11 protein-coding genes and 1 pseudogene are annotated in these 12,330 nt (G+C 72.8%); 5 read left to right on the forward strand and 7 right to left on the reverse strand.

What is annotated here, in order from left to right; genetic code table 11:
- Window positions 1-103 precede the first annotated feature (103 nt).
- Complete coding sequence (locus O7623_RS00745) at window positions 104-829, forward strand: DedA family protein (RefSeq protein ID WP_282226631.1); 726 nt, start codon at window positions 104-106, stop codon at window positions 827-829.
- 37 nt (window positions 830-866) lie between these two features.
- Here the strand turns inward: O7623_RS00745 and O7623_RS00750 are convergent, their stop codons facing one another.
- The 3 genes from O7623_RS00750 to O7623_RS00760 all read right to left on the reverse strand — a co-directional run bounded on the left by O7623_RS00750 (window position 867) and on the right by O7623_RS00760 (window position 4,335).
- Complete coding sequence (locus tag O7623_RS00750) at window positions 867-1,298, reverse strand: NUDIX domain-containing protein (protein WP_282226632.1); 432 nt, start codon at window positions 1,296-1,298, stop codon at window positions 867-869.
- A gap of 182 nt (window positions 1,299-1,480) precedes the next feature.
- Window positions 1,481-2,884, reverse strand: coding sequence for a cellulase family glycosylhydrolase (locus O7623_RS00755; RefSeq protein WP_282226633.1), 1,404 nt, complete (start codon window positions 2,882-2,884; stop codon window positions 1,481-1,483).
- Between the two features lie 266 nt (window positions 2,885-3,150).
- On the reverse strand, window positions 3,151-4,335 hold the full coding sequence (locus O7623_RS00760; RefSeq protein WP_282226634.1) for a hypothetical protein: 1,185 nt from the start codon (window positions 4,333-4,335) through the stop codon (window positions 3,151-3,153).
- 137 nt (window positions 4,336-4,472) lie between these two features.
- On the opposite strand from O7623_RS00760, the gene O7623_RS00765 reads away from it, so the two are divergent.
- The gene (locus O7623_RS00765) at window positions 4,473-5,129 is read left to right on the forward strand and encodes a response regulator transcription factor (protein WP_282226635.1); all 657 of its coding nucleotides are present in this window, start codon (window positions 4,473-4,475) and stop codon (window positions 5,127-5,129) included.
- Window positions 5,130-5,170: 41 nt separating this feature from the next.
- Window positions 5,171-6,640: an ATP-binding protein gene (locus O7623_RS00770; protein WP_282229680.1), complete on the forward strand. Its 1,470-nt coding sequence runs from the start codon at window positions 5,171-5,173 to the stop codon at window positions 6,638-6,640.
- A 1,964-nt stretch (window positions 6,641-8,604) separates the two neighbouring features.
- Here O7623_RS00770 and O7623_RS00775 read toward each other — a convergent pair.
- Both O7623_RS00775 and O7623_RS00780 read right to left on the reverse strand, forming a co-directional pair.
- Window positions 8,605-9,255 (reverse strand): annotated as a pseudogene (locus O7623_RS00775) (tetratricopeptide repeat protein); the annotation flags it as partial.
- 58 nt (window positions 9,256-9,313) lie between these two features.
- Window positions 9,314-9,787 (reverse strand): MarR family transcriptional regulator, encoded by a 474-nt coding sequence (locus O7623_RS00780; protein WP_282226636.1) that lies wholly within the window; start codon window positions 9,785-9,787, stop codon window positions 9,314-9,316.
- 50 nt (window positions 9,788-9,837) lie between these two features.
- Here O7623_RS00780 and O7623_RS00785 point away from each other — a divergent pair, with 50 nt between their 5' ends.
- Together O7623_RS00785 and O7623_RS00790 are read left to right on the forward strand one after the other, a co-directional pair.
- Complete coding sequence (locus O7623_RS00785) at window positions 9,838-10,359, forward strand: VOC family protein (protein ID WP_282226637.1); 522 nt, start codon at window positions 9,838-9,840, stop codon at window positions 10,357-10,359.
- Window positions 10,360-10,406: 47 nt separating this feature from the next.
- A complete protein-coding gene (locus tag O7623_RS00790) occupies window positions 10,407-11,357 on the forward strand; it encodes a hypothetical protein (RefSeq protein ID WP_282226638.1) in 951 nt (316 codons plus the stop codon).
- Here the strand turns inward: O7623_RS00790 and O7623_RS00795 are convergent.
- Together O7623_RS00795 and O7623_RS00800 are read right to left on the reverse strand one after the other, a co-directional pair.
- Window positions 11,311-11,979 (reverse strand): potassium channel family protein, encoded by a 669-nt coding sequence (locus O7623_RS00795; RefSeq protein WP_282226639.1) that lies wholly within the window; start codon window positions 11,977-11,979, stop codon window positions 11,311-11,313. The genes O7623_RS00790 and O7623_RS00795 overlap by 47 nt on opposite strands.
- Before the next feature lie 65 nt (window positions 11,980-12,044).
- Window positions 12,045-12,224, reverse strand: coding sequence for a DUF4236 domain-containing protein (locus O7623_RS00800; RefSeq protein WP_282226640.1), 180 nt, complete (start codon window positions 12,222-12,224; stop codon window positions 12,045-12,047).
- Window positions 12,225-12,330 lie beyond the last annotated feature (106 nt).

Raw genomic sequence — 12,330 nt, forward strand, 5'->3', positions numbered from 1 at the left:
TCACGGGCTCCCGGCCACCTGACGATCTCCGCCAGGTCTGCCTTTCCGGCGCCCCGGCGGTGCTAGGTTCGGTGTCAGCAGCCCCCCGCGAGCGGGGGTTGCTGTGCACACTGACTGGCTCGAGCAGCTGTTGTCGATGGACGACGCGCTCATCTACCTGCTGGTCTGGCTGCTCGTCTTCGCCGAGGACGCCCTCTTCATCGGGTTCGTCTTCCCGGGCGAGACCGCCGCGATCCTCGGCGGAGTGGCCGCCAGCCTGGGCACCGTTTCGCTGCCGGGCATCGCCGTGGTCGTCGTCAGCGCCGCGATCGCCGGCGACACCGCCAGCTACCTGATCGGCCGGGTGTTCGGCACCCGGTTGCTGCGGCTACGGTTCCTGCGTCGGCGGCAGTCCTGGGTGCAGCGGGCCCAGGACCAGCTCGCCGCCCGTGGCGGGATGGCGGTGTTCATCGGCCGGTTCGTCACGTTCTTCCACGCGGTCATGCCGGCGCTGGCCGGGGCGGCGCGGATGCCGTACCGGCGGTTCTTCGCCTACAACGTCGCCGGGGCGCTGATCTGGGGGATCGGTACGGTGGCGATCGGCTACCTCGCCGGCACCTCGTACGCCGCGATCGAGCGGGTGGCCGGGCGGGCCGCCGCAGTGGTGGTCGCGGTGCTGGCGCTCAGCGCGTTCGTATTCTGGCGGGTCCGGTCGGCGCGGCGCGAATGCCGTCCCGACCCCGCCCACGCCGATCCGGCCGGCGCTGGCCCAGCGGACACCGATCCGGCCGGCTCCGGTGCGGCCCGGCAGGGGCGCACCCGTGGTGGACGCCCCTGCGACCTTGGCTGACCAGCCGGAGTCGGCCGGCCGGCACATTCCGTTCGGCTCAGCTGATCAGTTCGACCATGCGTAGGCCGTCCGCCGTCGGCGGGGACAACGCCAGGTCGCCGATCTCCTCGATCGGCACCCACCGGATCGCGTCCGCGCTACCGCCGACCTCGGTGATCACCGGGTCGCCCGGCCCCACCTCTGCGGAGTGCAGCAGGCCGACCACGTGCCAGTCGGTGCCGTTGCGGTGGGCCGAGTACGAGCGCACGTCCATCAGCCGGGATCCGGTGACGTCGAGGCCCGCTTCCTCCCGTAGCTCGCGGGACAGCGCGTCGCCCGGTTGCTCACCCGGGTCCAGACCACCGCCCGGCAGGTGCCACGCCCCAGGGGCGAACACCGGGGACGCCTCGGACAACCGGCTCAGCAGCACCGAGGAGTCACGCACGATCACCGCGTAGGCGCCGACACGCAGACGGGGACCTTCACTCACCGTACACCTCCAGGTCGTAGCATCATCGGCTCGCCACCGCCGGAGGACGGGTGCCGTGACCTGCGTCGACGCCGGTCCGACGGTGGCCGGACGGAGTACCCGCCCGGCCACCGGTCACACTCTCGGTGCGGTCGCCGACCTGCACCAGCCGCAGGTCGCGGCCGGCGGCACGCCCCAGTTGCCTACAGGGCGTTGCAGGCTACCGGCGGGATGCTGTTGGTGCCGGTCCAACTGCCGATGAAGCCGAACGTCGTGCTCTGCCCGGCGCCGAGGGTGCCGTTGTAGCTGACGTTGGTCGCGGTCACCTGGGACCCGCTGCGGGTCACCGTGGCGTTCCATGCCTGGTTCACGGTCTGTCCGTTGGCGTAGGTCCAGACCACCCGCCAACCGGTCGTGCCGGACCCGCCGGCGGTGACGCGTACCTCACCCTGGAAGCCACCCTGCCACTGACCGACGATCGTGTACGTGGCGGAGCAGGCGCCGGCCGGCGGCGGAGTGGTCGGGGGTGCGGTGGTCGGGGGTGCGGTGGTCGGGGGTGCGGTGGTCGGCGGCGCGGTCGTCGGGGGTGCGGTGGTCGGCGGCGCGGTCGTCGGGGTGGCGCCGCTGTAGATGGTCGCCTCCCGGGCGGTCTGCCGGATTCCGTTCGCGCCGTTGAACAGCCGCTGGCCCCAGGAGGTCAGGGCGCCGACGTTGAAGTTCGTCACCATGTCGAGGTACTCGACGCCGCCGCTGTTGCCGCTCCACGACCAGCCGAGCCAGCCGATGCCGTGCTGCTGGGTGTACGACAGGATGGTGTCCTCGTCGGGGTTGCCGTCCGAGTGGTTGTGCCCGAACTCGCCGACCGCGATCGGCAGCCCGGCTGACCGGAACCGCCCGAGGTAGTCGCTGATCTCGGCGGCGGTGTCGAAGACGCCGTACATGTGGATCGAGAAGAGCAGGTTGCGGGCCGGGTCGGCGTTCCATACGGACTGGGCGTTGTCACGCATGGTGAAGGTCCAGTCCTGCCCCCAGTTCGGCGCGTCGACCATGATCGTGTGCTCGAAACCTGCGGTCCGCAGCCGCTGGACGGCGCTGGTGGTGTGACTGGTCCAGTTCTGGTACCCGCTGTTGCCGAACGGTTCGTTGCCGATGTTGATGATCACGTAGTTCTCCTGGCCGCGCAGGACGCTGGCCAGGCTGATCCAGTAGTCGACGGCGGATGCCAGGGTGGCGGCGGCCCCCTCCTCGCCGTACCCGGTGGTGTCGTGCACCTCCAGTACACAGATCAACCGGTTCGCCTTGCACAGCGAGATGACGTTCGCGACGTCGGCGGCGTCGTTGCGGGTCCACCGGTGACCATTGCTCAGCACGACCCGGACGGAGTTCGCGCCGAGGGACTTGATGTTGGCGAAGGAGCTTGTCTGGCTGGCGTACCAGGTGTGCGCGTGGTTGACCCCGCGCAGCACGAGCGGCGAGCCGTTCGCCTCGACCAGCCGGCCGCCGCTGATGTGCAGGCCGACGGCGGCGTGGGCGGGTGGGACGAGTACGACGATGGAGGCGACCAGGGCGAGGAGCGTCGCGGCCGCGACGCTGAGACGTGTCTTCATGACCTACCTCGGGTAGAGGCCCGTGCCATCACGGGCGGTGAGACACCCCGCTGACCTCGGTCAGCGTGATGTCGGCAACTACCCGGCCCTTCGCGCAGGCATCAGATTAGACCGATGTCTTCCCGCTACGCAACCGGTTAAGTTGGTCCGGTCGCTGGGTGCGCCTTGCCGTCGTCGCTCACCTGCCTCCGCATACGACTACCGGCACCGACCCGGGGCGAACCCGCGTCGGTGCCGGTAGTGGACCGGTCAAGTCGCCCGCCCGGTCAGCGGGTGTCGGTGGCCACCTCGTAGAGCCGCTCCGGCGTCACCGCGCCGGCCAGGATCCGGCCGTCGTCGGTCAGCAGCACGGTGAACAGTGCGCTGGACAGCAGCCGGCCGCTGCCCCACGCCCCGTCGACCTGCGGCAGGTCGCCCAGCATCTGCAGCGCCTCGGCCCCCTCGGCGGACTCACCGGCCCGCTGCTGAGCCTCGGCACTCACCTCGGCCGGCGGTGCCACGACCACGACGGTGCCCCAGCCCTCGCCGACCGTACGGACCGCGCTGTCGTCGGCCGCGAAGGAGTCGAGGAGCTCCGGCAGCCCCGAGTCGGCGTCGTCGCCGCCCGGCAGCCCGTCCGGTCGCTGCCCCGGCCCGTCACGGCCGGCGTCGTCCTCGCCCGCCTCGGTCACCTCGGTGCCCGGCGGCGGGTTGAAGGTGAACTGCTCCGCGTCCGGCCGGTCGAAGCTGACCTGGGTGAAGGCTGTCTCGATCGCCGCCCGCTCGGCACCGACCGGGTAGACCGCGAAGCGCAGCGGCACGTACTCGACCGAGTCGATCGCGATCCGGATCTCGTCGACCAGCGACGAGGTGTCCCGCGGGTTCAGCACCAGCTCGTACGCCGTGCGCCCGGCGATCTCCGCCGCCCGGCCCACCGAGACCTCGGTGCTCGGGTCGATCGCCGACAGCACCTCGCTGGCCGCCGCCTGCGGGGTGACGTACGCCTCGGGCAGGGTCGCCGGGTCCACCTCGGCCGCCTCCTCGGGCAGCTCGAAGTGGGTGGCCTGCTTCTCCTGGCTGGACCAGATCCACACGTCGCGTCCGTTGCGGATCACGTCGGTCTCGCCCAGGGTGCGCACCATGGCCAGGCGCGCCTGGTCGGGTCCGGCGTACCAGACCCGTACGGTCTGCGTACCGTCGATCAGCGAGGCGAGGCCCGCGCCGCCGGCCTGGCCGAGCAGGCCCAACGCTCCCGGCAGCCCCAGCTCGGCGCGGTGCACGACCGTTCCGGACATGCCGTCCACCTGGGCCGTCTGCAGATCGACCAGCAACTGCTCGGCGCTGCGCGGCGGCAGCACCGGGTCGGCCGACGCGGCCAGCGTGCCGACGGCCGCGCCGCCCCCGATGAGCACCGCCGCCGCAGCCGTGGGTACCAGCCAGCGCATAGCCGGCCGGGTTGTGAATACCGACATCTTCGGCACCTCCTGGGACCATGCTGCACCGGACGGGCTGAGACGACGCTGAGAGCGGGGGCTCAAGCTGTGAACGCCCTCAGCTCGGACACCGCCGGGTACGGCGGACCGGGTACCCATGATGGCACCCTGGACCGGTGCGGGTGCTGGTGGTGGAGGACGAGGTCCGGCTGGCTGACGCCCTGCGGCGAGGGCTGCAGGAGGAAGGGTTCGCCGTCGACGTGGTGACGAACGGTCCGGCAGGGCTGGAATCGGCCAGGTCCGGCGGGTACGACGCGATGATCCTGGACGTGATGCTGCCGGGGCTGTCCGGGTACCGGGTGGTGCGCCAGTTGCGGGCCGAGGAGAACTGGCTGCCCGTACTCATCCTTTCCGCGAAGGACGGGGAGTACGACCAGGCGGACGGCCTCGACTGCGGTGCCGACGACTACCTGACGAAACCCTTCTCGTACGTCGTCCTGCTGGCCCGGCTGCGGGCACTGCTGCGGCGCGGTGCCCCGCAGCGGCCGGCGGTGCTCACCGTCGGCGAGCTGAGTCTGGACCCGGCGCGGCGGCGGGTCACCCTGGCCGACGCCGAGATCGCGCTGACCGCCCGGGAGTACGCCCTGCTCGAGTACCTGATGCGCCGGGCGGGGGAGGTGGTCTCCAAGATCGAACTGCTCGACCACGTCTGGGACGCCAGCGTCGACACCGCCCCCAACGCGGTCGAGGTCTACGTCGGCTACCTGCGCCGCAAGATCGGTCGGGACCGGTTGGAAACCGTCCGGGGCGCCGGCTACCGGCTCCGGCCGTGACCGGGCCACCGCCCCCGCCGACGCGCCGCGCGCACTGGCGCCTGCGACTGAGCCTGCGATCCCGGCTGGCCGTCATCAGCGTGCTGGGGCTGGCCGCCGGGCTGGTCGCCGGCGGGTTCGGACTGACCGCCGTACTGGCGCTCGCACTGGAAGGCAGCGCCGACGCCGACGCACGGACGACGGGTGAGGCGGTGGCCCAGTTGGTGGCCGCCGACGCACTGCCCGACCCACTACCGGTCGCCGGCAACGAGGTACGGGTCCAGGTGCTCGACGACCAGGGCCGGGTGCGGGCCGCGTCGATCGGTGCCGACCGGCTCGTCCCCATGCTGTACGCCCAGGAACGCGACGAACTCGCCGCCGACCCCGGCGACGCCCTGGTGATTCCCGGTGACCGGCTCGGTCTGCAGGGGCCGGTCCGGGTGATCGCGGTGCCCACCGACGGCGAGGATCCGGGGACCGTCCTCGTCGGGCGGTCCATCGCCGACATCACCCGCAGCGTGGCGCTGGTGCGGCTGATCGTGCTGCTCGCCGTTCCGCTGCTGGTGGCAGGGGTCGGCGTGATGGTGTGGCGGGCGGTCGGCGCCGCGTTGCGGCCGGTGGAGAGACTGCGCGTCGGCGCCGCGCGGTTCACTGGCGGGGAGCGGTCCGGTCGGCTGCCGGTGCCGGTCGGCGGCGACGAGATCCACCGGCTGGCGGTCACGCTCAACGACATGCTCGACCGGCTGGCGGCGGCCCGGGCGCGGGAACGGTCCTTCGTCGCTGACGCCGCCCACGAGCTGCGCAGTCCGCTGACCAGTCTGCGGACGCAGCTGGAGGTGGCGCAGCGGCTCGGGGCCCGGGCAGACTGGCCGGTGCTGGCCGAAGGGCTGCTCGCCGACAGCCAGCGGCTCGGTCGGCTCGTCGACGACCTGCTGCTGCTGGCCCGGGCCGATCAGGAGCCGACGGGTGAGCCGGGAGCGTTGCTGGGTCCGGTCGGACCGGTGGAGCTGGGCGAGCTGATCGCGCAGGTGACGGCCCGCTATCCGCAACCACCGGTACGGGTGGTGCCGCCGACGCAGCCGTTGTGGACCGCCGGCGACCCGGACGCGCTGGGGCGGGTGCTGGCGAACCTGCTGGACAACGCGGTCCGGCACGCCCACAGCCGGGTGCTGGTGACGGCCCGGCCCGGCGACGGCGGCTGGCATGAGCTGTTGGTGGTCGACGACGGCCCGGGGATCGCGGCGGCCGACCGGCAACGGGTCTTCGACCGGTTCACCCGACTCGACGACGCCCGGGCCCGCGACGCCGGCGGAACCGGACTGGGGCTGGCCATCGTGGCTCAGCTGGTCCGCCGACACGGTGGCACCGTCGACCTCGCCGACGCGGAGACCGACCGCGACACCAGTCCGGACCGCGACACGGAGCCGGACCGCGACACGGAGCCGGACCGCGACACCGGGCACCGGGGCCTGCGGGTCCGGGTCCGGCTACCGGTCGACCTCGGCGACGTCGACCCGGTCGACGTCGACTGATCAGCGACGGTCGGGGTGGGCGTGGCCGTCGGTCACCGGGCCTGGCCACGATCGGTGCAGACCGGTGCGGCCTGGCCGATCACGTCCGCCGAGTAGACGACCGCGACGGTGAAGCAGTAGTCGATCGACTGGTCCAGCCCGTACGCCACGAAGCTGTTCGATCCGGCGGGCAGGGTCATGAACGCCCGGGGCTCCTGGTCGCTGCTGCCTCCGGAGATGAGCACCTGCCCCTCGGCGCCGGCGGGATAGGTCCAGGTCAACGTCACGCTGTCCCGGTTGTCCCGCATGCCGACCTCGCTGGGCGGGGTGCCGGGTGCCGGTGGTGGCGGTCGTTCGCTGGCGGGAGCGGCCGGCGTACCGGCCGCCGAGGGCGCGGTCGTCGGCGACCCGGTGTCACCGACCAGGCTGACTCCGGCGACGACGGCCGCGGCACCGAGCAGCACCACCACGACGCCGGTGAGCACGAGCACCGGTGCACGTGGTCGCGGAGGGCTCGGCGCGGGCCGGGGGACCGGCACCAGATGTCCGCGTTGACGCCGTACCGGTAGCCGACTACGGCGGTCGGGCAGCCGACTGATCTCGCGTCGAGGTAGCCGCGACAGCGTCCCCGACGACGAGGTACGACTGCCGGTGCCGCCCTCGGCGGCCGCCGATCCGACGACGAGGGGCCCGTCCCCGGGCAGCCGTCCGCTGTCGGGGTGGACGTCGGTGCCGTGGCCGTTGTGCTCCGGATCGGCGGCGACCTCGTCGCCGTACGGGCCGGTGGGTGCCTCGGTCGTGGTGGAGGCCGACCAGTGGCCGGCCGAGTGGGGTGCCCGGGGATTCGGCACGAACGCGGGGACGTCCGGGGGGAACGGTCCGGGCGAGGCCCCGCCCCGGTCGGCCGTCGCCGACCCGTCGCCGTCGGGCGGCTCGGCGGGTGCGCCGCCGGTGGCCCGGTAGCGGACCGGGCCGAACGGGCTGACCGGGCCGGACTCACCTGCCGCCGGCGGCGCCGGCGGTGGTTCGTCGTCGCCGGCGAGCTCCGGCGGCCACCAGGGTTCGTCAAAGAGCCACCGGCCGCCGTCGGCGTCGGGATCCGTCCCGGCGTCGGCGTCCGGGCGCTGGCCACCGGGCGGTACGTCGACCGGCACCCGGGGCGGCGGAATGGTGGCCCGGCCGTTCTCGGTCGCTTCCGGCCCGAATTCGTGTGCCGCCACCCCGGGCGGGTCGGTCGACTCCGGCCCAGGTCCGTGCGGCGGGTCCAGCGGGCCCGTACCGTCGTCGGGTCGCTCGTCGGTGCTGCCGGTCGCCGGCGCGGCCTGCGCCGTCGCGTCGGAGCGGGTCTCCTCCGCCAACCAGCCGGTGGGCGACCAGACCGGGTCGTCGGCGTCGGTCCGGACCGGGTCCCGCTCGATCCAGCCGCGATGTGCCCAGGGCGCGTCGGTGTCGAACTCGGGCAGCGGCGGTGGCGGCGCTGGCATGTCGAGCCAGGGCGGGTCGATCCGGTGCCGGGCACCGCCGCGACCGGACGTGTCGCTGTGGACCGGATCCTGGGTGCTCTGGGGTTCGGGCTGCTCGGACCAGAACGTCGGGGCGAGCGTCGGGTCCGCCAGTTCGGCCGAGGGCGGCTCCGGTTCGATCCAACCGGCCTGCGCCCAGGGCGGATCGGCGTGCGTCCAGGGCAGCTCGTGCCGGTCGGCGGCCTGCGCGTCGGTCGCCATCTGGTCGTCGGCCGTCGAGCGGCCGTCGGCCGTCGGCCGTCCGTCGGCCGGCGGGTGTCCGTTGGCTGTCGCGGGTGCGCCGATGGTGTGGTCAGGCGGTGGATCGGCCGGCGTACGGGGAGCCGGCGGCCCGCCCGGCCCGCCGGAGTCGCCGCCGCCCGGCCCGGGTGCGTCGTCGGGCAGCACCGGCACGTCGTCGTGGGCAGGACCGTCGCCGCCGCAGCGGTGGGTGGCGTCGGCGGGCGACTCCGTCAGCGTGCGTACCTGGTCGGTCAGCGGGTGGTCGGCTGGCAGGTGGGCCCGGCACAGGTCGACGGCGAGGGAAAGACTCATGTCGGACTCGGTGAGTCGGCCGCAGTCTCGCTGCATCGCACCGAGTCGGGCCAGCATCCTGATCCCGGCCGGGTGGCCGTCCCCGTAGACCTCGCGGTGCAGCTCCCAGGCGTCCTCCAGGCGGTCCCGCGCGATGTCGCACTGGCCCCGGGCGAACTCGACGGTGGCGAGGTCGGCGTGCGCGGCGAGGACCCGCAGTGATTCCGGGCCGTCGATCGCGCAGAGTTCGTCGATCACCTCCCGGTACAGGTGGGCGGCGCGGGCGTGGCTGCCGACCCGGTGCAGGACGGCGGCGAGGGTCGCGGCGGCACCGATCGTGCGTTCGTCGGTCAGGCCGTGCATCCGCTGGTTGGCCGAGTACGCATAGGCGGCCCAGCCGCGGGCCGCCGGGGCGTCACCGAGTGCCACCAGTACCCGGGCGAGTAGGCCGGCGGCGTCGGCCTGCTCGGCGCTGGCGTTCGCCGGGCGGGGGTCGGTGTCGGCCAGCGCGGCGGCGAGCAGATTCCGCGCGGCGGGTAGGTCGCCGACGCCGATCAGGCCGTGCGCCTGCGTGGTGATTTCGCCCAGGCCGAGAGACACGTCCCATCGTGCGTGTCCGACGACGGTCAGTACAAGGGTCTGATGTGGGACAGTTCGCTCATGATGGCGGATTGTTACCCGTCAGATGCTTGACTAACGCTTCGCTGATGTTCCGCAGCTGATCGACCTGATCCGGCGTGAGCTGGTCGAACAGGTGTCGACGGACCGCCTCGACGTGGCCGGGCGCGGCTGCGGCCAGGGCGGCGAAGCCCGGTGCGGTCAGTACCGCCAGCTGACCGCGTCGGTCGGTCGGGCAGTCCTCGCGGCGTACCCAGCCGTACTCCTCCAGCCGGGCCACGGCGTGCGACAGGCGGCTGCGCGAGGAGTCGGTGGCCTCGGCCAACTCGCTCATCCGCAGCGTGCGCCCCGGCGCTTCGGACAGCCGTACGAGGATCTGGTAGTAGGCGTGCGGCATTCCTGCCTGGCTCTGCAGCTCCCGGTCCAGGGTCGCGTTGAGGGCGCGGGTGGCGTGCAGGTACGCACGCCAGGTGCGCTGTTCGTCGTCGTCGAGCCAGCGGGTCATGACGCCCATCATACCGATAGTTGTTGAGTGTTCAACTAAATCGCGCTACCGTTCGTGACATGGGAATCCACCGCCTCAACCACGCCGTACTCTTCGTCGCCGACCTCGACCGCAGCCTGGCCTTCTACCGTGACGTCCTCGGCTTCGCGGTCGTCCCGATGACCCCGGACGGGTTCACCGGTGCCGCCTTCCTGCAGGCGCCCGGGTCCACCAACGACCACGACCTCGGCCTGTTCGAGATCGGCCCGCACGCCGGACCCTCCGGCGCCGGGCGCAGCACCGTCGGCCTCTACCATCTGGCCTGGGAGGTCGACACCCTGGACACTCTCGACGCGCTCGCGACCCGGCTCGCCGCCGCCGGGGCGCTCGTCGGCACCTCCGACCACGGCACCACCAAGAGCCTGTACGGCAAGGACCCCGACGGGCTGGAGTTCGAGATCGTCTGGCTGGTGCCGGCCGATCAGCTCGACGAGCAGGCGCTCACCGCGCGCAAGCGGATCCGACCGCTGGACCTGGGTCGGGAGAAGCAGCGGTACGGCGGCCAGACCCGGGGCGGCGTCGGCGTGTCCGTGCCCGGCTGACCAGCCTGCCGGCAGCGACCGTGAGGGGTGCCGGTAGAACGGTACGCATGACACCCGACCGGTTCGACGCCGTCCACCGCGAACTGCTCGCCCGCCATCTCGGCACCTGGGTGCCGGCCGCCCTGCGGGAGTCCCGGCGGGCCACCTTCGTCCAGGCGTACCAGGGGGCCGACCGGGGCGCGGCCGACGGGGCACTGCGGGCGGTGGCCGCCGCAGGTCCGCGCCCCGACCGGCAACTGACGATCGTCACCCTCGCCGGAGGGACACCGGACCCGGTCGACCTGCCGACCCGCCTCGGCGCCGCCGAAGCGGACCTGCCCCGGACCGTGGCACTGCACCTGCTGGCCGGCGGCCCCGCGATGATCCCGGTGGCGTTGACCGCTGCGACCGCCGCCCGGGCACCACTGTTCTGTCATGTCGACCTGGCCGGCGCGGCCGCACCGGAGCCGCCGCCGTGGGCGGCGCTGACCGTCGGGCGCCCCGCCGAGCTGCTGATCTGTGGCGCACCACCGTCGGTGTCGCTGCGCGCGACCCTGACCCGGGCGGGTTTCCCGCTGGTCACCGAGGTCGAGATCGTGCCGTCGGGCGAGGGCGCGACGCCGACCCTGATCGCCTTCGCCACCGGGTCGGGTCGGCGGATCGAGGCGTTCAAGGACGCCCTGTGGGGGGTCGAGGAGCTGGCCGGGGCGACGCTGCGGCTCCCCGGCGAGCAGGCCGGTACGCCGCTGCCGGCACCCGCCCACGGGGCAGGGGACCTGGGACCGTTGCGGCACGCGGTGCTGGACCTGCTGGCCGCCGAGGGCCCGCACACCGTGGCCGAGTTGCGCAGTGTCGCGGTGACCCGGACGGTCTACCGGGCGGCGCACGTCAACCGGGCGCTGGGCGAGCTGCTCGATGCCGACCTGGTCCGGCGGGAGCCGGCGGCCGGGCGGCTCGGCGGCGACGTCCGGATCAGCGCGCTGCCGGCTGCCGGCCCGCCCGTTCGATCCAGCGTTTGACCAGCAGCGAAGCGCCGGTGGCGAGGACACCGACACTGAACAGCATCTGTACGCAGACCGCGGCCCTAGCAAGCTGACCATTGGCGTGCACGTCGCCGTACCCGACGGTGGTCAGGGTGCCGATGGCGAAGTAGAGCGCATCGGTCTTGGTGGTCATGTTGACGAACTGGCCGGGGTCGCTGAAGGAAATGACCAGGTCGGCGAGGGCGAACGCGATGACGCCGCCGACCAGGGTGATTGCCAGCCGGGCGAGCCGTACGTCGGACGGGTCGACGGTGATCTGCCGGCGGATCTGAAGCAGCACCATCGTCGCGACCAGCACGACGCCGACGGTGGTGATCACGGCGCGGATGACACGGTGCACGCCGGAGACGTCGGGTTCGATCGGTACCAGGTAGTAGAGCGCGACCATCAGCAGGCAGATCAAGATGGTGTGCCACACCTCGGCCCGGCGCCGGCGTTGCTCAGCCTGCGACGGATCGGCCGTGGACCGCTCGGTCCCGGACGGCTCGGTCCCGGACGGCTCGGCCGTGGCGGACGGCGCATCCGGTGTTCCGGAGTTTTCGGACATAGAGTAATTATCGCCACAGGTGGTCGGGGTGCGGCGAGGAACTCTCGTCACACCCCGACCATCTGCGGCCCTCTGCCACCCGTGTCACCGGTGGGCCACCACCGCCGGGCCGGGCGTCAGCTGCGGGACTTGTCCTGCTTCCAGGAGAACGGGCCGGGAAGGTCGTAACGGTGGGCCCTCGCCCGCGAGTTCCACGACCACTTGCCGATCCGGATCGTCCACGAGGAAAAGCCGTTCTCCGTGAAGTTCAACTGCAGCGGACCGAAACGCTTCCGCTTGCGGAACATCACACCCATCGCCCTGCTCCCTTCGATCGCCGACTACGGATGGCGTCGACAATTCCCGGGCGCGTCGATCGGCAAACGCGTCCTCTGTGTGCGGTCGCGCCCGTCGGTGCCCCGC

Source organism: Solwaraspora sp. WMMD791, assembly GCF_029581195.1.
In the GTDB taxonomy this organism is placed as follows: domain Bacteria; phylum Actinomycetota; class Actinomycetes; order Mycobacteriales; family Micromonosporaceae; genus Micromonospora_E.